Source organism: Nonlabens antarcticus, assembly GCF_015356755.1.
Classification (GTDB): domain Bacteria; phylum Bacteroidota; class Bacteroidia; order Flavobacteriales; family Flavobacteriaceae; genus Nonlabens; species Nonlabens antarcticus.
In genome coordinates this window covers 241,901-265,004 of the sequence record NZ_JADFCO010000065.1, presented here as the reverse complement: position 1 = coordinate 265,004, position 23,104 = coordinate 241,901, and the positions used below count along the sequence as shown (strand labels likewise).

21 protein-coding genes and 1 tRNA gene are annotated in these 23,104 nt (G+C 39.3%); 7 read left to right on the top strand and 15 right to left on the bottom strand.

Annotated elements, in window-relative coordinates; genetic code table 11:
• Positions 1-83: 83 nt before the first annotated feature.
• Both IQ282_RS09315 and rnr read right to left on the bottom strand, forming a co-directional pair.
• Positions 84-755 (bottom strand): head GIN domain-containing protein, encoded by a 672-nt coding sequence (locus tag IQ282_RS09315; RefSeq protein ID WP_194851590.1) that lies wholly within the window; start codon positions 753-755, stop codon positions 84-86.
• 282 nt (positions 756-1,037) lie between these two features.
• A complete protein-coding gene (gene rnr / locus IQ282_RS09310) occupies positions 1,038-3,248 on the bottom strand; it encodes a ribonuclease R (protein WP_194851589.1) in 2,211 nt (736 codons plus the stop codon).
• Between the two features lie 825 nt (positions 3,249-4,073).
• Here rnr and rpiB point away from each other — a divergent pair.
• From rpiB to IQ282_RS09290, 4 genes are all read left to right on the top strand, one after another.
• On the top strand, positions 4,074-4,502 hold the full coding sequence (gene rpiB, locus IQ282_RS09305; RefSeq protein WP_194851588.1) for a ribose 5-phosphate isomerase B: 429 nt from the start codon (positions 4,074-4,076) through the stop codon (positions 4,500-4,502).
• Positions 4,503-4,505: 3 nt separating this feature from the next.
• Entirely contained in the window at positions 4,506-4,781 is a 276-nt protein-coding gene (locus IQ282_RS09300) for an acetyltransferase (RefSeq protein ID WP_194851587.1), read from the top strand.
• Between the two features lie 180 nt (positions 4,782-4,961).
• Positions 4,962-5,222: a hypothetical protein gene (locus IQ282_RS09295; protein WP_194851586.1), complete on the top strand. Its 261-nt coding sequence runs from the start codon at positions 4,962-4,964 to the stop codon at positions 5,220-5,222.
• The gene (locus tag IQ282_RS09290) at positions 5,223-5,750 is read left to right on the top strand and encodes a GNAT family N-acetyltransferase (protein WP_194851585.1); all 528 of its coding nucleotides are present in this window, start codon (positions 5,223-5,225) and stop codon (positions 5,748-5,750) included.
• A 144-nt stretch (positions 5,751-5,894) separates the two neighbouring features.
• On the opposite strand, the gene arsB is transcribed toward IQ282_RS09290, so the two are convergent.
• The 10 genes from arsB to mce all read right to left on the bottom strand — a co-directional run bounded on the left by arsB (position 5,895) and on the right by mce (position 14,900).
• Entirely contained in the window at positions 5,895-6,944 is a 1,050-nt protein-coding gene (gene arsB / locus IQ282_RS09285) for an ACR3 family arsenite efflux transporter (RefSeq protein ID WP_194851584.1), read from the bottom strand.
• Positions 6,944-7,552 carry a low molecular weight phosphatase family protein gene (locus tag IQ282_RS09280; protein WP_194851583.1) on the bottom strand — a complete coding sequence of 203 codons (609 nt, stop codon included), beginning with the start codon at positions 7,550-7,552 and terminating at the stop codon, positions 6,944-6,946. The genes arsB and IQ282_RS09280 overlap by 1 nt, the downstream gene beginning before the upstream one ends.
• Positions 7,553-7,561: 9 nt before the next feature.
• Complete coding sequence (locus IQ282_RS09275) at positions 7,562-8,026, bottom strand: DUF6428 family protein (protein ID WP_194851582.1); 465 nt, start codon at positions 8,024-8,026, stop codon at positions 7,562-7,564.
• A 10-nt stretch (positions 8,027-8,036) separates the two neighbouring features.
• Positions 8,037-8,369 (bottom strand): ArsR/SmtB family transcription factor, encoded by a 333-nt coding sequence (locus tag IQ282_RS09270; RefSeq protein WP_194851581.1) that lies wholly within the window; start codon positions 8,367-8,369, stop codon positions 8,037-8,039.
• A gap of 42 nt (positions 8,370-8,411) precedes the next feature.
• Complete coding sequence (locus tag IQ282_RS09265; RefSeq protein ID WP_228547281.1) at positions 8,412-9,386, bottom strand: OmpA family protein; 975 nt, start codon at positions 9,384-9,386, stop codon at positions 8,412-8,414.
• Between the two features lie 38 nt (positions 9,387-9,424).
• Positions 9,425-11,071 carry a S41 family peptidase gene (locus IQ282_RS09260; RefSeq protein ID WP_194851579.1) on the bottom strand — a complete coding sequence of 549 codons (1,647 nt, stop codon included), beginning with the start codon at positions 11,069-11,071 and terminating at the stop codon, positions 9,425-9,427.
• 59 nt (positions 11,072-11,130) lie between these two features.
• Entirely contained in the window at positions 11,131-11,520 is a 390-nt protein-coding gene (gene rnpA, locus IQ282_RS09255; RefSeq protein ID WP_194851578.1) for a ribonuclease P protein component, read from the bottom strand.
• Between the two features lie 96 nt (positions 11,521-11,616).
• Positions 11,617-13,476 carry a M1 family metallopeptidase gene (locus IQ282_RS09250; RefSeq protein ID WP_194851577.1) on the bottom strand — a complete coding sequence of 620 codons (1,860 nt, stop codon included), beginning with the start codon at positions 13,474-13,476 and terminating at the stop codon, positions 11,617-11,619.
• Positions 13,477-14,350: 874 nt separating this feature from the next.
• A tRNA-Ile gene (locus IQ282_RS09245) sits at positions 14,351-14,424 on the bottom strand.
• Between the two features lie 74 nt (positions 14,425-14,498).
• On the bottom strand, positions 14,499-14,900 hold the full coding sequence (gene mce, locus IQ282_RS09240) for a methylmalonyl-CoA epimerase (RefSeq protein WP_228547304.1): 402 nt from the start codon (positions 14,898-14,900) through the stop codon (positions 14,499-14,501).
• 283 nt (positions 14,901-15,183) lie between these two features.
• On the opposite strand from mce, the gene rbfA reads away from it, so the two are divergent.
• On the top strand, positions 15,184-15,579 hold the full coding sequence (gene rbfA / locus IQ282_RS09235; RefSeq protein ID WP_194851575.1) for a 30S ribosome-binding factor RbfA: 396 nt from the start codon (positions 15,184-15,186) through the stop codon (positions 15,577-15,579).
• 1 nt (position 15,580) lies between these two features.
• Complete coding sequence (locus IQ282_RS09230) at positions 15,581-16,798, top strand: ABC transporter permease (RefSeq protein ID WP_194851574.1); 1,218 nt, start codon at positions 15,581-15,583, stop codon at positions 16,796-16,798.
• Here the strand turns inward: IQ282_RS09230 and dusB are convergent.
• The 3 genes from dusB to IQ282_RS09215 form a co-directional block, all read right to left on the bottom strand.
• Positions 16,783-17,775, bottom strand: coding sequence for a tRNA dihydrouridine synthase DusB (gene dusB, locus IQ282_RS09225; RefSeq protein ID WP_194851573.1), 993 nt, complete (start codon positions 17,773-17,775; stop codon positions 16,783-16,785). The two genes, IQ282_RS09230 and dusB, sit on opposite strands and share 16 nt — an antisense overlap.
• Positions 17,776-17,922: 147 nt before the next feature.
• On the bottom strand, positions 17,923-18,351 hold the full coding sequence (locus tag IQ282_RS09220; RefSeq protein ID WP_194851572.1) for an SRPBCC family protein: 429 nt from the start codon (positions 18,349-18,351) through the stop codon (positions 17,923-17,925).
• A 35-nt stretch (positions 18,352-18,386) separates the two neighbouring features.
• Entirely contained in the window at positions 18,387-20,801 is a 2,415-nt protein-coding gene (locus IQ282_RS09215) for a TonB-dependent receptor domain-containing protein (RefSeq protein ID WP_194851571.1), read from the bottom strand.
• Positions 20,802-20,893: 92 nt separating this feature from the next.
• Here IQ282_RS09215 and lepA point away from each other — a divergent pair, with 92 nt between their 5' ends.
• Positions 20,894-22,693 (top strand): translation elongation factor 4, encoded by a 1,800-nt coding sequence (gene lepA / locus IQ282_RS09210; protein WP_194851570.1) that lies wholly within the window; start codon positions 20,894-20,896, stop codon positions 22,691-22,693.
• The last annotated feature ends 411 nt before the right edge of the window (positions 22,694-23,104 follow it).

Sequence of the window (23,104 nt, the reverse complement as noted above, 5' to 3'; positions counted from 1 at the left end):
CTAGTAAATCAAAGGTATGCAATAGCGCTTATAAAACATTAAAGGGATAGACAGTTCGCAGCAATATCCCTTTTAAAAATCTATTATTTGATTACGATTCTACCACCAAATGTGGTTTTCTTATTTACGTTTTCAGGATTTCCATAAACGGTGACATAACCTCCAGCACGAACGATGGCATCAACAGATTTACTTGCATATAATTCGACCTCGCCACCGGCCTGAACTTTTACATCGGCATTTTCTGACTTTAGATTTTTACCTTCTACAATTCCTCCGGTATTCACAGTGACTTCTTGCTTGATTACTTTACCAGAAATTTCAACTATACCTCCTGTAACCGCTCTTACTTCTACTCTATTAATATTTATTCCCGCAATCACTTTAGCACCTTCTTGCACTCTAATTTCCACCTGATCCTGTCCAGAAATATCATCTGCATAAATGACAGAACCTTCATTAGCATCAATTGTTTTTACATCTGTATAATAAACGGTCACAAACGTTTGTGCTCCATCAAATATCTTATCTGTTTCCATACGCAGCTTGAGAAGTCCGTTTTTAAAAACATATTCTACCTCGCTACCATCCTTACCTTTGATCTCAAGTTTATTAACGTCTGACTTTACCATTTTTACTTTGATCAAATCAAAAGTTTTGATGGTATTAAACTGGTCGATGTTAACTTCTTGATCTGTTTGTGCCGTTGCTATTAGAGTAACGAACAATGCGAAAGCAGTTCCAAATAATTTCATGATAAGGTTTTTTTAAATGATGCAGGGAAGCATCTATTGTTACAGTTATACTGCATCAATTATTCCTAACTCTTTAAAGAATAGAATTATTGTTTGTAATCCTCAATGTCTATAGCCCTTCCAGATACCACCATATTTATAATCTGGTAGCGCCTGGTTGAGTTCCGTGCAGTTTTTGCAGCAAAAAATCCATTCAGATCCCTTTATAATTTGGATTCTGTACAGCGTCGTGTGCTCTTGATGGCACGTATGACAGGTTTTAGTTTTCAAAGGAAAAGTGACTTACTTCTTTTGGTTGCCTTCCACTTTATCCTTGGCTCCTACCATCCAGAAATCGAGATGTTTTTTGACAAGATCTGCATTTTTAACCTTGACGTAAACCTCATCTCCTAGACGATAAGCATTTTTAGTCTTACGACCCACAACCGCAAATTCCTCTTCTACATATTCATAGGAATCATCGTCTAGGTCTCCCAGACGAATCATTCCTTCACATTTATTGGCGATAATTTCAATGTAGATTCCCCAGTCGGTTGCTCCTGAAATAACTCCTAAAAATTCCTCGTCAGCATGGTCTTTCATGAATTTGACTTGCATGTATTTGATGGAATCTCGTTCTGCTTTTGTAGCAAGGATTTCCATATCTGTAGAATGCACACATTTTTCCATCGTTTCTACCTCATTAACAGACTTTCCTCCATCTAGATAATGTTGTAATAATCGATGTACCATGACATCGGGATAACGTCGTATGGGACTTGTAAAGTGGGTGTAATAGTCAAATGCTAGACCGTAATGGCCTATGTTTTCCGTAGAATATTCTGCCTTAGACATCGTTCGTATCGCAAGCGTGTCGATCATGTTTTGCTCCTTGGATCCTTTTACATCTTCCAGTAATTTGTTCAGGGATTGCGTGATCGTTTTGCGATCTCTCAGGTCTAACGTACGACCAAATTTCGTTACAAATTGTGCGAGGGCAGATAACTTTTCATCGTTAGGCTCTGCGTGAATTCGATAAACAAATGTCTGTTTAGGAGATCTTTTTCCTATAAATGCCGCCACTTTTTTATTGGCCAGCAACATGAATTCCTCGATTAGTTTATTTGCATCTTTCGATGTTTTAAAGAAAACACCTACCGGCTCACTGTTTTCGTTGAGGTCAAATTTCACCTCAGTTTTATCAAAGCTTAATGCTCCTGCTTTCATTCGGGCAGCTCGCATTTTCTTTGCAATGCTGTCCAAAGTTAGAGTTGCCTCAACTATTTCAGGGCTGATTTGAGTTCGCTTTCGCGAAAGCGAAATATCCTCAGGCATATCCCCTTTTCCAGTCTCAATAATATGCTGGGCTTCTTCATAGGCAAATCGCTGGTCTGAATGTATAATCGTGCGACCGAACCATTCTTTAGTAACTTTACCGTTACCATCCATTTCAAAAACCGCAGAAAAAGTCAATTTATCCTCGTTGGGATTCAAGGAACAAACGCCATTTGAAAGTACTTCTGGCAACATAGGAACCACGCGATCCACCAGATAAACCGATGTGGCGCGCTCATAAGCTTCCGTTTCCAGAATCGTATTAGGTCTTACATAATGTGAGACGTCTGCAATATGAATACCGATTTCAAAGCTACCGTTTTCCATCTTTTTGAAGGAAAGTGCATCATCAAAATCCTTAGCATCTGCAGGATCAATCGTATAGGTTAGCGTGTCCCGCATATCACGTCTGACAGAAATATCGTTGTCTGATATGGTGAAATCAAGTTTTTTTGCTTCTTTCTCTACGGCTTCAGGAAACTCATATGGTAAACCATATTGTGCCAAAATCGCGTGGATTTCTGTATCATGCTCACCAGGTTCTCCCAGAACTGCCTTAATAGATCCTGTAGGGGAATCTTGCTTATCGTTCCAGTCGATGAATTCTACCAAAACGACCTGACCATCTTTTGCGCCATTGATCATTTTACCTGGTATGAAGAAATCAGTTTGTACTTTATGATCTGTAACGTTGACAAAAGCAAATTTCTCATGAACCTGAATGGTTCCTACAAATTCCGTTTTGTTGCGCTTGATGATTTTGGTGATCTCACCTTCTGGTTGCTGACCACGACGTCTATGATAAACGTGAACTTCGACATCATCACCGTTAAGTGCTTGTCCTAGCGATTTGCGAGGTACCATGATATCTTCCTGAAGTTCTGTTGTGATAACATACCCAGTACCTCTAGAGCTTATATCTATTCTCCCGGTATAGTAATCAATGGCTTTTATTAGCTTGAATTTGCCTCTATCTACTTCTTCAATTTGACCTTTGGCCTTGAGTTGGTGTAGCTTTTTAATGACTTGATTTCTTCCGCTGGTATCAGTGATACTTAACTTTGAACAAATCTGTTTGTAATTTAGGATACTATCCTTGTCTGTGTTAAAGACATTAGTAATTGCCTGAGTTAAGTTTTGAAACTTAGACTTACTTGGTTTTTTATTATTTGTACTCATATGGGCGTAAAGTTAACATATTCAGAGTACCACAGTTAAAAGATGATCTTAAAGGAATAACTTAATACTCTGTTTACCTGCAATTAACACTTAATTAGGTAAATAATGTATCTTTGTTAAACTTTTCCCTATAAGCAAAGTCATATAGTTATTATGAGATTAAAAAATCCTTTTACTATTTCAAATGTGACCATCTTGTTATTCGTCACCATTTTAATTTTAGGTGTTCTAGCCTTCTATTTTGTAGCCGTTAAATCCATTCTATAAATTCCTTTATTTTTTAAATAATTGAAGTGATTCCGTTATGGGAATTCCTATTCTATAGATTCATTTTTCTCTTATCAACAACTATATATATCATATTTCTTTTTTCTAATAATTTAAAATAAAAATGATGATGATGATGTACTGTGTATAGCGGTATATTTTTAAGAAGAATATTTAGCTATGTTGACATGTATCTAGTTATAACAGGTTGTTCACATATTATATGATAGGTATTGATTTTAAAAACAGCTATTTATATGATTCTAACCACAGTTGTCAATAAGTCAAATTAACCATCATTTGTTCAAAAGTGTATACATTTTTCATTGTTAACTTCTATTGAAAATGGTCTGAAAACTCGCTAGAAAATAGCCTACTTATATTTAGGTTTCCCAGCTCAAAATTTCCATAGCATTTTTTAAATGACTTATCCTAGAACTTTCTTTTAGATTTTATTAACAGGTTGTATGTTGTTTATGATACCTGTGAAAACTAGTATTGTTCATAAGTCCATAATGTGCTGACTAACCGTATTTTTGTATGATAAAAATCCATCAAATGAAAATTTCCATAGGTAACGATCACGCAGGACCGGACTACAAGAAGGCAATCGTTGATTTTTTAAAGAATGCAAACCATGAAATTACAAACCATGGCACTAATGATGAAAAAAGTGTGGATTACCCAGATTTTGCTCACCCTGTTGCCCAAGATATAGTTAATGGAAATGCAGAACTTGCTGTAGTTATATGTGGAAGTGCTCAAGGTGTTTCCATGACAGTCAATAAATATGCTGAGGTACGTGGTGCAGTTTGCTGGACCAAAGAAATTGCTTTTCTTGCTCGCCAGCACAACAATGCAAATATCATATGTATTCCTGCACGGTTTACTTCCATTACACAAGCAGTTGAAATGGTGGAGACTTTTATCAATACTAAGTTTGAAGGTGGACGTCACGATCGCCGCGTTCAAAAGATCAGTTGCTAGTCTATGTCTATAAAAAATTTAGAAAAGCGTTATTTTGAGTTGGCAAACGAACTGCCTACTATTCATAAAGATCTAAATTTTAAAAACCATTGCTACTGGCGTATAGTGCTTGATAAAGTTACTGCCGATAAGTGGAGCAACAGACTAGACACACCAGCGTACAAAAACCTAAATGCAATCCAATTAAAGCAAGTCATTGAGAGGTTGGAACTATATAAGATAGATAAGGAACAGCTTCTAATAGATAATCTGCAGTCTTTAGCATATCGAAAGTTTTAATAGAGTAGGATGTTTAATGGTGGAAATAAGAATGGTGCCATTTTAGGTTGTTATAGTAAATTATGAGTGTCAGTAACGACTTTTATAGCGTCAAGAAATGTTCTTAGCTCAACAAATGGTTGCTAGTCATGACGTAACAAACTGATAATTTAAAAAGATACCCGTAATGGGCAATAAGAGATGAAAAAAGAAGCTTCTATTATAATACACCAACTGCGAACTGCAATTCATCCAGAAAAAAAACTCATGGAAATCTGGCGGGAGTTGGAACTTTATGAGGAAGACGAAAAGGAAGAAACTCTAGAAGATCTAGATCGAGTGCGTCAGGATTTGATGGCACAAGGTGATGAAGAATTCGGTAATATGCTTGAGAAAATTATTACTGATATAAGAATAGGTATCAAACCACCCCAGCAAAATAATGTTCCCAAACGATTCTAGATGATTCAATTTAAGATTAAGACATTTGAAGAACTTACCTCTAATGAACTTTACGATCTCTTGCAGTTGAGATCAGAAGTTTTTGTGGTAGAGCAGGATTGTGTTTATCAGGACATCGACGGTAACGATCAAAAAGCTATGCATATTTTAGGTTATGATGGCGATTTGCTTGCAGCCTATACGCGGGTGTTTAAAGCTGGGGATTACCTTGATCAAAGCAGCATAGGTCGAGTGGTAGTGAGTCCTAAATCCCGCAGATTAGATTATGGTAAACAAATAATGAAAGTGAGTATGAAGTATGCTTTTGATGAGCAAAATGATCAGAAAGTGATCACTTTCAAGGAGCAAAGCGACGAAGAAATTCATATTGAGCGCAGTCGAAGTGCGGAGGCGGAACCACGCATCAAAATATCAGCACAGGTTTATCTTAGGAAATTTTACAATGATCTTGGATTTTTAGAGAGTGGTGATGAATATCTAGAGGATGGAATACCACATATGGAAATGACGGCTACAAAAATGGTTTGATTTGACCATTGCGGCAAATTTCAATTCTATCTGTAATAACTTACTGCTGTGAATTAATCTCCAATATGCTGATGCAGCAAATTTATAGTTGCATGAGTTCACATTGTTAAGGTTTGTATTAAGGTTTCTTATCCCTAAAGAGACTTACATAACAGGATCAGTTGGGTAGTAGCGCTTCTTCAACCAAAAAGAAACCCGAACTAATAAAATAAGCGCTGGAACTTCTACCAGTGGTCCTATAACTCCTGTAAAAGCTTGTCCAGAATTGAGACCAAAAACGGCAATCGCAACAGCAATCGCAAGCTCAAAATTATTTCCAGCTGCAGTAAAAGCAATCGCGGCATTCTCACTATAACTGGCTCCGCGAGCCTTACTGATGAAAAATCCTATCAAGAACATTACTAAAAAGTAAATCAACAACGGCACTGCAATCAAAAGCACATCTTGCGGTAGCTCCACAATCATCTCACCTTTCAAAGAAAACATCAGTACAATAGTTAGTAAAAGGGCAATCAGGGTGACAGGTGAGATAGCGGGTATAAACGTATGCTCATACCAGGTTTTTCCATATAACCTCACTAAAAAGTACCTGCTTAAAACTCCCATGATAAAAGGAATTCCCAAGTAAATCGCCACGCTTTCTGCAATAGTGGTAATAGAAATATCGACGATGGATCCTTCAAAACCAAAATAAGGTGGCAACACCGTAATAAATAGCCAGGCATAAAAAGAATAAGCAAAAACCTGAAAAATACTGTTGAGCGCGACCAGGCCAGCGCCGTATTCTGGAGAACCTTCTGCAAGATCATTCCATACCAGAACCATGGCAATACAACGCGCAAGGCCTATTAAGATCAATCCTACCATATATTCTGGATAATCATGCAGGAAAATAATAGCAAGAACAAACATCAAAACTGGACCAATTATCCAGTTGAGGAGTAATGAAATACTAAGAACCTTTGTGTTTTTAAAGACTTTTGGAAGCAGTTTATAATCGGCTTTTGCGAGTGGTGGATACATCATAAGTATCAATCCTATCGCAATGGGAATGTTTGTAGAACCACTACTCATGCTATTGATGAGTTTGTCCATATTAGGATCGAAATATCCCAGCCCAACACCTATTGCCATGGCAATAAATATCCATAACGTCAGGTATCGATTAAGAAACCCTAGTCTTTTAGAAGCCACTAAGCTTGCATTTCTGAGAAGACATACTTCATTTCGATAGCGATTTGGATGCTACACTGCATATAGGTTTCATGTTGAGAATCTGTACCGTCAGAAGTTTTAGGATCTTCATACGGAATTGAAAAACGCTTTTCGGCTCCAGAAATCACAGGACAATCCTCATCTGCTTGCGAGCAAGTCATGATAGCTGCAAAACCCTCTTCTGGATTGCTGGAATCTTCCACTTTTTTAGAGAACAAATAGGATGCATCGTCTTCAGAATAAGCTACAGAATATACCGGATTATCAGTTTCATCAACCAGTTCAACCTGGAAATGTTGCTTTTTAAGAGTGTCAATAATTGCAACAAATACGGCGGTTGCTTCAGTCCCTCCTGAGTACGTCATGACATTAGGAACCTGAAAATAGGCTGCCATAACTTGCGACCATACCTGGCCTAATTGACTGCGACGGGAATTATGGGTACAAATAAAGCTGAGGTGGATCTCTTGAGAGCTAGAAATCTTAGAAGAAATATAATCCTTCAATGGATTCAACACTTCTTTTCTTGATTCTGAAACGCTGGAGACATTCAGTTCTTCAATGTAAGTTTTTATTGGTGTAAACATAAGAGAGTTTTAGCAGCAACCAGAATCTGGTGTGCAAGAGTTAGCGGTGAGTGTAGAAATACGTATACGTGGCTTTTTCTCCGGAATGCCGCAAGCATCTTCTGCTAGACAAGCCGTTTGTTTATTAGTTAATACAAAGGATGTCCCATCGTACTCTAATCCATATTTACCAATGGTTTCGGCTTGATATTCTACCTCAATTTCTGCATTGGGTAAATTTAATTTTTGTTTTGAAAGTGCTATAATACTTCTCAATTTTTCAGGGTGTAAACGGTGGTCATAATCGTTTGCATTCCACAGTTGAAAATTGATCACTGTTTCTTCTCGTTCTTTACCGCCACAATCTATAAAATGCCGGTGCACTTTTCCTACTTCCGTTACGTGGAAATGTCCAGGAACTGCTGTTCCATCTTCTAGCAAGAATGCGATGCGATCCAGGTCTTCTAGTTCTTTTGAAAATTCAGATAATTTCATAATATATTATTTAGCAGCAATCACTTTTCAAGTTTGGAATTATGATCAAATGTTTGCGCAATTCTTGATTCATCATGTTCCATTTATCAGTATTAATGCAATAACAGATGCTCGCTCCCTCCACGGTGCCGCGTATAATACCGGCTTCCTTAAGTGCTTTTAAATGCTGGGAAATCGTTGGTTGGGCAAGTCCTATTTCTTTAACTAAGTCTCCACAAACACAGGTTTCCCGTTCTAACAGATATTTGATGATGACCAGCCGGGCTGGATGTCCCACCGCTTTCGCGAAAGCGGCAACCGCATTAATCTCCTTAGTAAAATGCTCTGTTTTAGTCAACCCCATAGTCATCGCAATATTACGATCATTAATTTCAAATAAAGGATTTTAATCGACTTTAGTAATATATAATTCCACCCGGCGGTCCTCTTTATCAGTGCCGCCGAGGGGTTTTTTACGACCGAAACCTTGAAATTTCATACGTTTCATGTCAATTTGATATTCTAAAAAGACCCTGTAAATCAATCGTGCACGCGCTTCAGATAGGTCAGATTTCATCGTATTCCTGTCGAGGGCATCTTCAAACCTTGAGTCGATACAACACACGTGCCCATTAATTTCAAAATGAATGTTAGGCCTGGCCCGCAAGATCTCAATCACACGCTTCACTAGCGGAATGGATTCTGGATTGAGTGTCGACCGTCCTCTTAAAAAGTGAATGTCCTTTAAAAGAATAGTCTCGCCTTCTGAAATGTCTTTACGCAACAAGGATTTAAAAGGTTCTTCCTTACTATTTACTGGAGGACTAATGACGGTGGGAACATAAAAATATTCATCCAGATCCATTACAGTTATGGCCTGCTTACTATCTGACTTTTTACGTACTTGATAGATTACTTTCTCTTCGTAATCGTTAATAATTTTAAGTTGATCTGACGTTAAATTCTTTTTCTGCAAGGATTTAATAGCGATCCGGTTTGCAGCAGATTCTTCTAAAATAAAACGTACGTCCACCCTCCTATTTTGTGCACGGGCTTTGATAATAGCCACTCTATTAGAATCTCCATTTAATGCGATTTCCCCTTTCCCGGCAATCTCTTTATAAATATTCATAAGGTTGATATCGTTGTCGAGCAACCACATAGCGACAGTTTCTACCCTATCTTCTGAAAGCTTTTGATTATATTCTAAGGTTCCACGATCATCTGTATATCCTAAAATGACGACATCGAGAATGGGGAGGTATAGTAAATCTTTAAAGAAACTTTCAAAAGACCGTAATTCGCTTCTTTTGAAGGTATGTTTATCTAAATCAAAAAATACACTGTGCTCCACAGTAATTTGCGCGCTAGCGCTAGCCATTAAACAAAACAAAAAAAAGCAAGTCGCTGTTAGCTTCATCAATTTAAAATCTTATGATATTCTGTGGGGCTATTGAGAACTTTAATAGCCGCTTGAATCTCTGCATTATATTTGAGTTGATGATTATAAAGACCCTCTCTATAGAAGTATCTCTTTACAATTTCATCAGTCAGCAAACTCATGATTTCGGCTTTTTTATCGCGTAAGTCTTTTTTCTTAGCATTTTGAATGGATTGCATCATGCCTTTATAACTGGTCGTTATATCATCATCCAGCTCTTCAAGGATCGCTGTTTTGTAAGCTTTCGCAAAAGCGGACTCCGTTTCTGTATCAAAATTAAAGCCGCGAGATTCGATCCACGCCACAAATGCATTGAAGTCTGCATCTGTAAGCTGGATCTTATCAAGGTCTGAATACTGGTGTGAATAATAGAAATCTGTAGCGTAGTCAAAAATCGCATTTTCCCGCAATAATGAGGTTGTGATGGGAGAATAAGCAGCGCTAGGGAGCTTTATGTCTGGATCCACGCCGCCACCATCATAAACGGTACGACCGCTGTTTACCGTTTTATAGGCTTTATAATCTTCCTTTTTTGTGCGTACAGCGTTACCATCTGTATCGCGATTCCAGTAATCCAGCGCCTGTATACTGCGACCGCTGGGTGTGTAATATCTAGAAATTGTAATTTTTACCTGCGTTCCATAACTCAACTCTTGTGGGCGCTGTACCAGTCCTTTACCAAAGCTTCTGGCTCCTATCACCACGCCACGATCGTAATCCTGGACACTACCACTGACTATCTCGCTAGCACTGGCACTGCGGCCATTGATCAAAACCACTAAAGGGATATCTGCATCATAAGCATTGCGTTTAGTCAGGTAGGTTTTATTATACTTATCCACGCTAGATTTTGTACTGGTAATCAATTTATCTTTTTCAATAAAGAGATTAGAAACGTTCACTGCCTCGCTTAACAACCCTCCTGGATTTCCTCGCAAGTCCAGAATAATTTTTTTAGCTCCTTTTTCCTTGAGCTGCTTGATGGCTTCCTTAGTTTCTCTAGAAGCTTTCTCGTTGAATTTTGATAGGATGACATACCCTATTTCTGGTGTAGCCATCTCAAAAAAGGGAACTGCTTGTATTTCTACGGCAGCTCGTTTTAACGTGGCAGTATTTTTTTTCCCTTGCCTCATGTAGGTCACATTCACCTCAGTTCCTGCTGATCCTTGTAGCAGTTCGCCAGCATTATCTTTATAATCTGAAATACTTGTACCATCAATTTTTATAATCTCATCGCCTGCTTTTAGTCCGGCTTTATCTGCGGGATAATCTTTCCAAGGTTCCATGATAATCAATTTATCTGCCTGAGTGCTCACATTTGCACCTATTCCAGTAAACTCACCGCGGGAATTAATCTTGGCTCTTTCGACTTCTTGTTCTGTCCAGTATATCGTGTAGGGATCTAGATCTGATAGCATTCCGTTTATCGCACTATCCATGAGCTCTGCAGGATTAGTTTCATCCACATAGTTCATGTTGAGCTGCTTGTACATTTCTGTAAATATTTCAATCTGTTTTGCGATTTCAAAAAAATCATCTTTAAAGCTCGCTAATGACAAGAAGAATCCAGCACCTAAAATAGGTAATAGAATATGGCGTTTGATACTGATGGTGCTCGATCTCATAAAGTATTGCTTTCTAATAAGTTAATTAAATATAGCTTAAACTGTAGTAAAGAAGCTTTTTAAGACGACTTGTTGACTTCTTCAGGTATGGTGCTTTTTGCCAATTGATGCAATACTGGTTTCATCAACCGTTCCAGGTGTTCATAGTCTGGGAGCTTATTAGACTGGTAGATCCACATGAAATTATAGAACTGGTTTTCTGGGGTTTTTATTTCATGCTGGTGCAATCGATATACCTCGCGCATCAATCGCTTTACCCTATTGCGATCAACGGCAAGTTTAAAAAAACGTTTCGGCACGCTGAAGGCTACTTTGTGATCTTCACCTCCTGGAACACTTAAATACTTTAGGCGTAATGCTCCTTTTCTAATGGACAACCCGCTAACAAAAAGTTGTTCTATCGCCTTTTTACTTTTCAGTTTTTTGTCTTTGCCCAAAGTGAATTTCATACGGTAAAGATACTGGAGTTAACTAATTCTGATAGTTTTTGAAAAAAAGAAAGCCAGCTCATTTGAGCTGGCTTGTCTATATAAAATCAGAACTCCTTATTTAGTATATAAGTTATTTTCCTTATTCACATCTGCCATTTTATTTTTTGGATCGATAGTGATGCTATCAATACTTGCTGCATCGACACCATCTATAGCAAACTCGTAGGTAGGATAAGCCCAGGCCCAGTCATTTTCTACAGTCCAGTTAGTAGGAACTGTTTTTTCATTGTACATCATTTCTAGTGGAACGTAATACATTTTGCTGCTGCCATCTGTCATGGTAACTTGAACATCAAGTGGCATAGGCATAAGACCCTTTCGCGAAAGCGATACCATAGCAGCTCCATTTTCTGTACGCACACCATCAATGGCATAATCGATAGTATTTGTTGTCATGGTCCAGTCTGTAAGGTACCAGTCTAATTCAAAACCACTCACGCGCTCTGCTACTCGTTTAAAATCGTTAGGTGTAGGGTGCTTGAATTTCCAAGTGTTGTAATATTCTTTAATGATCTGGTCGCGCACGTTTTCACCTACAATGTAACCTAACTGTGCAAGGAAAACGGCTCCTTTTGAATAAGCACTGGTCCCATAAGCACCGTTAAGTGCATAGCGGTCTGCATGGGTAGTTTGTGGTTGCTCAATGCCAGAGGTCGCAAGTCTGATGTACCCGCTGTAAGATCCCGCTGATGGGTTTTCCTTGTTCTCGTTGAATACCTCGTTCATGGCCTCATCAGAAATGTAGGAAGTAAAGCCTTCATCCATCCACTCATGTTTAAGCTCATTAGTTGCTAATACATGGTTGAACCAGGAATGTGCAAATTCATGTGCAGTAACGCCAGCAAGACTTCCAAAACTGCGCTCGCCAGTAATTAATGTGCTCATGGCATATTCCATACCGCCATCACCGCCTTGAATCACAGAGTATTGTTTGTAAGGATATTGACCTATATGCTTGTTAAAAAACTCCAACATCTGGTTTGTTGCTGGTTGTAATTTTTTCCAGTTATCCTTGATTGCTGCGTTGTCTTTATAAAAGAAGTGAAGGTCAACATCATTTGCTCCCTTGTAGATATCGTGTATATAATTAGGATCTGCGCCCCAAGCAAAATCGTGCACCATTGGAGCTTTAAAATGCCAGGTTAACATACCGTTTTCTCCTTTTCCTGGACCAGAATTAGGGGTATCATAGCCATGTCCTATTTCTTTAGGATTCTGTAAGTAACCAGTTCCTCCTATCGTATACTCTTTATCTATGGTGATTTTAACATCAAAATCACCCCAAACACCATGAAATTCACGGCCTATGTATGGACTGGCATTCCATCCATCTTTATCAAACTCGACCATTTTAGGATACCACTGTGTCATAGAAAGTGCCACACCTTCTGCATTATTACGACCACTACGTCTAATTTGTACAGGAAGTTGACCATTGAAATCCAATTCAAAAGTTGTGGATTGTCCAGGTTTTAAAGCTTGGGCAAGTGGAACGATAAGAAGAGTTCCTTCTTCCATAGGAGAAAGAGTTTTTCCATCTTGAGTCATATTACTCACATGCAGGAATCCTTGCTCATTAGGCTTTAACGCTTCAATACGAGACCCTACTCGACGATCTGGATCATTAATAGTGCGTGATCGTACATCCATTTCACTTCCTGGCTGGAACGCATTATAATACATGTGATAATAAACGCGATCCAGTGTTTCTGGAGAATTGTTTGTATAAACTAGAGTCTGCTTACCATCATATTGATAGCGATTTACATCCATTTTTATATCCATATCATAATTGACATGTTGCTGCCAGTAGTACGGGTTGTCAGAAGAGGCTTGCGTCTTTTTAGAAACTTGATTAGAACCACAACTGGCTAGAAAAACCCCAGCGGTAATCATTAATAACATTTTTTTCATGAGAAATTTTTAGATCTGGATAAAGATAAGGATTTGAAAAGATTGAGATTATGACTGGGATACATTTTATAATGAGCATGTTCTTTTGGGCGTTGCCTCGGCTATGGCCTCGGCCAGGCTTTTCGTTTCAATCTTTTTAAGCAAGCATAACATCCCGAAAGGCTTAAAAAGGATTTTCACTACAATCCTTAACGCAATATTTACTGTAAATCATTAGGGCAAACGAGAACGCCAAGAGGTCTAGTAACAGTTTGACTAGAATCAAAATTTATAGCAAATAGCACGTGTTTTATTTTTGGTTCATTTCAGATTACTGCATCAAGTGCGGCACAAGCTTGTCGTCCAGATGGGCATTAAGATTGTAATCGTAATGAGAATTTAGAAAATAAAAAAAGACCTTAGAATTAACTAAGGTCTTTAAGTGGGCTCACACTTCGACTGCGCTCAGTGCGGCGCTTGGGTTTAACGCATCAAGTGCGGCACAAGCTTCTAGTCCAGATGAGTATTGAGATTGCGATCGTAATTAGAATTCAGGAAATAAAAAAGACCTTAGAATTAACTAAGGTCTTTGAGTGGGCCCACACTTCGACTGCGCTCAGTGCGGCGCCTGGGCTTACCGCATCAAGTGTGGCACAAGTTTCTCGCCCAGAAGGGCATTGAGGTTGCGACTGTAATGAGAATTCACGAAATAAAAAAGACCTTAGATTACCTAAGGTCTTTAAGTGGGCCCACACTTCGACTGCACTCAGTGCGGCGCCAGGGCTTACCGCATCAATTGCGGCACAAGCTTCTAGTCCAGATGAGTATTGAGATTGCGATCGTAATTAGAATTCAGGAAATAAAAAAGACCTTAGAATTAACTAAGGTCTTTGAGTGGGCCCACCTGGGCTCGAACCAGGGACTTTCTGATTATGAGTCAGATACTCTAACCAGCTGAGTTATAGGCCCCAAAACTATCAAAGCTTGATAGTACTGATTAAAAAGTCTGCAAATTTAAACTATATGCGGGTTTAACCAAACTATTATTTGATTTCCTGACATAACTCTACCAATACGCCATTTGTTCCCTTGGGATGTACAAACGCAACAAGCTTATTATCAGCACCACGTTTGGGTTCTTTATTTAATATAGTAAATCCTTCTTGTTCCAGTCGTTTCATTTCTGCCACGATGTTCTCTACGGCAAATGCGACATGATGAATGCCTTCACCTCGCTTCTCAATAAATTTTGCGATCGCACTTCCTGGATCTGTAGCGGCAAGCAACTCGATTTTATTGTCGCCCGCTTTAAAAAAACTGGTAGTAACGCTTTCGCTTTCTACCGCTTCCTGTTTATAGGCTGCAGTTCCCAGTAATTTTTCATAAACGGCGTTTGCTGCTTCTAAATCTTTTACAGCAATTCCCAGATGCTCTATTTTTCCCAGCATGATTCTGATTTTGTGTAAAAATACTGTTTTACAACATTAGGAACTCACTAATGATGCATTGCCTAGGGTAACTCTTAGACGGCTGAAGACTAAAAAATTGATGAAATGAAAAAATGTATTTGATCTCTTTGCGTTAGGGATAGTAGCGTAAATCCTTTTCTAGTTGCCGCTTTTAGGCGGTAGAAAGAAAAAGATTGCAGCAGATAGCCCGACCGAGGCTTAAGCCGAGGTAACGCCCATATTATCATCATAATATCATTTCTTGAGTTACCTTTGTAAGATGGAAGAAAGTCAACGTCAGAAAAAAATTGCTGGGATCCTTCAAGGGGATATTTCTCAGGTTTTACAAGATAAAATGCGTGAAAACGCCGTGAAAAATTTGATTGTTTCTGTCACTAGAGTTACTGTGACACCAGATTTAGGGTATGCTAAAGTTTATGTGTCGGTTTTTCCACCAGACAAAGCGACTACTGTAGTTGAAGAGATTGTAGAAATGACCAGTGAGTTGCGATACGATGTGGCTGCCAAAGTCCGTCACCAGTTCCGTCGCATGCCAGAGCTTCAGTTTTTTAATGATGACAGTCTGGAATACATGGATCAGATTGACAAAGAGTTGAAAGGGCATAACAATCCTATCGAGAACCCAGACATTTTACCTAGACGCAAGAAGTCCTAGAGTGAACTTTTCGTTTTACATAGCGCGACGGTATCTGGTCTCAAAAAATGGCAAGAACGCCATTAACATCATCAATATCCTCAGTTTTATCATCACCATCGTGGGAACCGCGGCACTATTTATCGTGCTTTCCGGATTCAGTGGTTTGAAAGAATTCAGCACCGGATTTACCGGTTATTTTGATCCCGATTTGCAAGTAACTGCCGTGCAGGGTAAAACGCTGGAAATTCCGCTTTCGCGAAAGCGGGCTCTCGAGAACATTACTGGAATTGCCGTAGTTTCTGAGGTTATAGAAGAAAAGGCATTCTTGAGCTATTCTGAAAAAAATGATATCGCTTACATTAAAGGAGTTCCAGAAAATTATGATCAGATCATTGAGCCGGACTCGATCCTGATTTACGGCAGCTGGTTGACAGATAATGATCCACAAGTAATTATAGGCGCAGGAATAGCTGATGATTTATCTATATCTGTAAATGATTACAGTGCCTTCATGCAAATAATGGTTCCCAGACCTGGAACTAATGCGATCAATGTTATGAACTTGAGCCGCTCGTTTAGTACGTTAGATGCTATTGCTACCGGAATGTTCTCAGTCAATGAAGAGTTAGATAACAAATATATATTCATGCGATTGAGCGCTGCCAGAACCTTGCTCAATTATAGTGACACTACGGCGTCTGCACTAGAAATAAAGCTTACAGATCCCAATATGGAAGATGACGTACGCAAAGAAATCGAGGCTTTGTTTGACGTGGATATTGAGATCAAGAACAAATTGCAATTGAATGGTGCACTCTATAAAATGCTCAATTCTGAAAATCTAGCGGTGTACTTGATATTCACTTTGGTACTGATTATTGCATTATTCAATGTCGTGGGATCCATTATTATGATGATTCTTGACAAGAAGAAAAATCTCAAAACTTTACTCGATCTAGGTGCCGAAGTCGGCCAACTGCGCAGGATATTCTTCCTTCAAGGATCTTTAATGACCATTTCAGGCGGCATCTTAGGATTGTTGATAGGAATGGCTTTTGTCTATGGACAGATGACTTTTAATTGGGTTTATATCGCGCCGGGAATTCCTTATCCGTTTGCGATGGACTGGCTCAATGTGCTGATTGCACTTTCTACCATTGTGGTATTGGGAATTATTGCTAGTTATATAGGAAGTCGCAGGATCAACGACAGATTGCTTTCTCAGGCAAAGCTGTAATCAGCAAAATTTTCTAAGACTTCTTCAAAAGCAGCAAATACAGCGGCGCTATCGTCGCTAGTTACCATTTTCATGCGATGCTCCTTAAAGTCTGGAATTCCTTTGAAATAATTGGTATAATGTCTACGGGTTTCAAAAACGCCCAATTTTTCTCCTTTCCAGGCAATTGCCATTTCAAGATGGCGTCTGGCAACTTCCACACGTTCTTGCATTGTGGGTGGTGCTAAATGTTCACCTGTTTTAAAAAAGTGTTTCACTTCTCTAAAAAACCACGGATAACCGATGCTTGCACGGCCTATCATTGCGCCGTCGAGTCCATATTTGTCGCGCATTTCTACCGCTTTCTCTGGAGTATTCACGTCACCGTTACCAAAAACAGGAATATGCATACGTGGGTTATTTTTCACATCTGCGATAGGTTTCCAGTCGGCATCACCTTTATACATCTGTGCTCGCGTGCGACCGTGGATGCTAATAGCTTTAATGCCTACATCTTGCAACCGCTCTGCCACTTCTACAATCTTAATGGAATCATGATCCCAACCTAATCTAGTTTTTACAGTAATCGGTAGATGGGTATGCTTGACCATGGCTGCAGAAAGCTGAACCATGAGGTCAATGTCTTTTAAAATCCCAGCGCCAGCTCCTTTAGAAACCACTTTCTTCACTGGACAACCGAAGTTGATATCGATAATATCTGGTTTAGTGCGTTCAACAATCTCTACAGATTGTAACATGGATTCCATATTGGCCCCAAAAATCTGGATCCCGACAGGACGCTCGGTTTCATAAATGTCAAGTTTCATCCTGCTTTTTGCCGCATCACGAATCAAGCCCTCACTGGAAATAAACTCCGTAAAAACGACGTCAGCGCCATTTTCCTTACACAGCGTACGGAAAGGTGGATCGCTTACATCTTCCATAGGTGCAAGCAACAACGGGAAATCGGGTAGTTCTATGTCGGCAATTTTAACCATGGGACAAAGATATGGTTAAATCAGGTTTGACCAAAAAACGCGTGGCGCTAAGAAATAACCGAGTTTAACAGGAACTGAGGTTGGGTATTAACGTACTTCAAACTGGTAACAAACGATTGACAAATGATGTGCTTAGATTTTTGGAGTCTATTTATCTACCTCTACATACTTTTTAAAATTCTCCAAAATCGCCTGCCAACCCGCGCGTTGTTGTTCGTCGGTATTGGTTCCTTCGGCATCAAAGGTTTCTCGAATGGTTACTTCATCTTCGTTTTCCTCAAAGTCAATGGACACTAACCTGCCGTCGGGCAATCGATACGTAATCAATTCTTTTGGTACTACTTTCTCATAGACTCCTGCAAAATCAAACCCCATGCTGCCGTCTTTGGCTTCCATTCTCCAAGAGAATTTTCCGTTGGGAATCATGTCATTTTCAGCTTTTGGACAGCGCCATTCATCGGTGGCAAAATTCCAATTGACAATATGTTCCGGTTTTATCCAGAAATTCCACACCTTTTCAATTCCTGATTTAATGGTGGTTTGAACGGTTATCGGTTTTAGGTTTTTTGTATTCATTCACACTGGCTTTTACTATTTCAATCTACTCAATCTTAAAATCCAACACCTTTAGATTCTGTACGTTTTTGATCTTCTGGAGCAGCTACCTCATTGTTACGCAACCTAAAGTTTCCGAACTTGTAGGTAAAACCTAATTCAATAGTGTTTGTTTCTGGTAATGCTAAATATTCGTTATCCTGATTGAGATAACGTGATTTTAAAGGCTGATTCTGGCTCAAGAATATATCGTTATAATTGAGTGTAATGATGGCCCGATTGTTCCAAATGCTTTTGTAAAACCCTATGCTTGATTCAAACTGGTTTTTAAATTCATAGGAGCCAAATAGAATATTGGTGAGATAACTCATTTGCACATCAAGACTAAATGTTTGATCCTTTGACAAGGGAATTCGGTTGAACGTAGTTAGCAAAAATCCGGTTACATCATTTTTTTGTTTCACACCACCAGATTGTATCGCGGTGAATTCGTTCTCCATGTAAAAAAGGCTGGATTGAATCTGCGTAAAAATGGTACCGCCTAGATTTTGTATTGTCATAAAATCCAGACTGTATTGAAGCTCATAATCCATGTTGAAATTTTGAGAATTCACGAAGTTAGTCTGGTTATTTTGAAATGGTAAAACCGCCAGCGCATTATCCGTTCTCGTGTAATAAGCGTCAAAGAAATACTGGTTCTTTATGTTCCAGTTGAGGTTGATTTTGTTAGTGAAAGCAGGCTGTAAATTTGGATTTCCCGTGTTTACATTATTATCATTAATAAAATAAGAAAACGGATTCAAGCTCTCGTAACGTGGCCTATCAATAGATCTTCTGTAGCTTAATGTTAGTGAGTTGTTGTCATTGACTTGGTTTGTGACTGCAATGTTTGGGAATAACTCAAAATAATTTTGGGTGTTGACCTGGCCTAAAGAACGGCTGTCGCCTTCTACATCAGTTTGTTCTGCGCGCAGGCCTGCGGCGATGGCCCATTTATCCCAATCGCGATCCAGCTGAAGGTAAGCGGCATAGATGTTTTCATCGTATAAAAATTCATCAGAAAGTGCGGTGTTGAAATCTCTGGTTCCAGAATCGGTGTCAAAAAAGTCCAGCGAGCTGGTGGAGGAAACATCAGAGAATTTGGCACCTGTTTTTACAATATAATTTCCCAGTGTGTTTTCATAATCCAGTTTGCCCACGTAGATATCAATATTCTGAATGGCATCTGTAAAAAAACTATTAGTTCCTGTAGTAATGCCAGCGGTGTCAAAAAAGATACTTGATAAATCCTGGGTCTTGTCGCGATCTGTAAAGATGTAGTTTCCTTCCAGTGATAATTTACCAGATCCTTCATTGAACGTATGTTGATACTGACCATTTACAAATCCTGTGGTCCGGTCAATTCCCAGGTCTGAATTTGTATTGAATCCATTAGAGTTGGTAGCACCATTGGGTAAAATTAACGTTTGGACATCAGTACGCACATCCTGATTATTGTTAGCAGAATAATTTCCAGAAACACTTATAGAATTGCTGTCATTTAACGTAAAATCAATCACTGTATTCAAATTATGGGCGGCGCTTTTGGTTGTTTTTTCAAAATCTGTAAACCAACGGGATTTGCGCGTGCCATCTGGGTTGAAAAAACCCACTTGAGCCTCGTCCAGCTTCAAATCCCTGCGCGGGTTGTAATTATAGTTTGCATAAATATTGATCCAGTCGTTCTTGTAAAACTGGGAAGTTCCTATCTGGTACTTCGCCAGTTCATCGATGGAATAACTGCCATTGATGGATCCTTTGTAACCCAGCGATATACCCTTGCTGGTGTTGATGTTGATAACTGCAGCGCCCTCTGCATCATAGTTTGCAGACGGGTTTGTAATTACCTCAACACTTTTGATGTTGTCTGCGCTATAACCGGTCAACAGCGCATTTAGTTCATCTGCTGTGATGTAGACCCGTTTATCGTTGATATAGATCACGGCGGGAGAATTCTGCACCATATAACTGCCGTTCATTTCAAAAACGCCAGGAGTCTTCTTGAGAATATCTGCCGTGTTTCCAGTACTTAGCGAACTATTTTCCACATTAAAGATCAAACGGTCGGGACGCTTTTCAATGGTGGGACGCCGTGCTGTTACGGTAATTCCTTCCAGCGATTCAGTGGCGGTTGATAATTGTAGTTCGTTTAGTGTTATGGAATTGTCGAGAGTCAGCTTTCGCGAAAGCGTAACATATCCCACAGAACTTATAGCAAGAGTATAGATTCCAGCGTCTACGCCGGTCATTTTGAAACTGCCTTTTTCATCTGTGGTGGTGCCTTTGTAAAATGTACTGTCTGGCATTTTAAAAAGTAGGGCTGTGGCATAGGCCAAAGGTTGCTTGCCGTCGTCAGTAACTGTTCCTTGAATCGTTTTTTGCGAATACATACTAAAGGAAAAAAGCAGGAACAGTAATGTAAAAATTCTCATACGACAAATTAAGTTGAGGCTAAAAATAACGAAAGCTTGCTACTTAATCACCCGCGCGGATTTAGATTATATTTGTAACCGATTAAATTTCTATGAAAAACATACGTAACTTTTGTATTATCGCTCACATTGACCACGGGAAAAGCACGCTGGCAGATCGTTTGCTGGACGCTACCCAAACGGTGACTAAACGCGAGTCTAAGGCGCAGTTGCTGGATACCATGGACCTGGAACGCGAGCGCGGGATCACCATCAAATCACACGCTATACAAATGGATTATACGGCGCCTGATGGCGAGAAATATATCCTGAACCTGATTGATACTCCCGGACACGTTGATTTCTCTTACGAGGTTTCTCGTTCCATTGCGGCCTGTGAGGGTGCCCTACTTATAGTTGATGCGGCTCAAAGCATTCAGGCACAGACGATTTCAAACCTTTATCTAGCGTTAGAAAATGATCTAGAAATCATTCCAGTTTTGAATAAAGTGGATTTACCATCTGCTAATATTGAAGAGGTTACGGACGATATCGTGGATCTTTTAGGTTGTGATCCTAGTGAGGTAATTCCTGCCAGTGCAAAAACCGGTCAGGGAATCCAGGAAATTCTGGATGCCATCATTGCACGCGTTCCACCACCTAAAGGAAATGTGGATGAACCGTTGCAGGCTTTGGTATTTGACTCTCAGTACAACCAGTTCCGCGGAGTGGAGACTATTTTTAGAGTTATTAACGGCTCTATCAAGAAAGGTCAGCGTATTAAATTTGTTGCAACTGGTGAAAGCTATTATGCAGACGAAATAGGAACCTTGAAGTTAAACCAGGTTCCCAAACAAGAAATTAAAGCGGGCGATGTAGGTTATCTAATAACAGGTATTAAAGAAGCCAAAGAAGTTAAGGTAGGAGACACGATCACTGATCATGAAAACCCAACTACAAACCCCATAGGAGGATTTGAGGACGTGAAACCGATGGTTTTTGCGGGAATTTATCCCGTGGATACAGAAGATTATGAAGACTTGAGATCGAGTATGGAAAAACTCCAGCTGAATGATGCATCACTGGTCTTCCAGGCAGAAAGTAGTGCGGCGTTAGGCTTCGGTTTTAGATGCGGATTCTTAGGAATGTTGCACCTAGAAATTATCCAAGAGCGATTGGAACGTGAATTTGACATGACTGTTATCACTACAGTTCCCAATGTTTCCTACCACGCGTTTACTAACAAGAATCCTAATGACGTGATCATCGTCAACAATCCAACAGATCTTCCAGAGCCATCAACGCTCAATAGAGTAGAGGAGCCATATATCAAAGCTACGATTATTACAAAATCTGATTTCGTTGGAAACGTGATGTCTTTATGTATTGAAAAACGCGGAATCGTAACTAATCAAACTTACCTAACCACAGAACGGGTTGAATTGACTTTTGACATGCCACTGGCAGAGATTGTTTTTGATTTCTACGACCGACTCAAAACCGTTTCTAAAGGATATGCCTCTTTTGATTATGCGCCTATTGGTTTGCGGGTGTCTAAATTGGTTCGAGTGGATATTCTTTTAAATGCACAAACGGTGGATGCCTTGAGTGCGCTTATTCATGCAGACAATGCCTACAATATAGGTAAGAAAATGGTGGAGAAGTTGAGAGAGTTGATCCCGCGCCAGCAGTTTGATATTCCCGTGCAGGCAGCGATCGGTGCTAAGATTATTTCTAGGGAAACGATCAAGGCTTTACGTAAAGATGTTACCGCAAAATGTTATGGTGGAGATATTTCCCGTAAACGTAAACTTCTGGAAAAGCAGAAAAAAGGAAAGAAACGCATGCGTCAGGTAGGAAATGTAGAAATCCCACAAGAGGCGTTTATGGCAGTTTTAAAGTTGAATGACTAAGCGGAGAAGTCGCAAACTTTTAAACTTCAATAAAACAAATCTCAATCGGCAATTAGTTTCTGATACCATTCAGCAATTAATTGCCGATTGTTGTTTTTCATGGATAAGAATCTGTAAATAGCAAATCCCGAAACGAAAGGTGGTGTGTTTTTGACATTATCGGGAATTCTTTTTGGACTTGATTTTTTGCTCACAGCGCACAGCTCACAACATTAAAGCTACTTGATCGCTGAATTTTTCACTGTTAATTAGGTGCCGTTTTCAGAAAAATTAATTTTGCCTCATGCCTCATGCCTCATGCCTCATGCCTCATGCCTCATGCCTCATGCCTAGAATATTATAAATCTTTAAAATTAAGATTCACTTATAACTTCTAAATCAGATTTCTAATTTTTGATTCCCTCATTCATC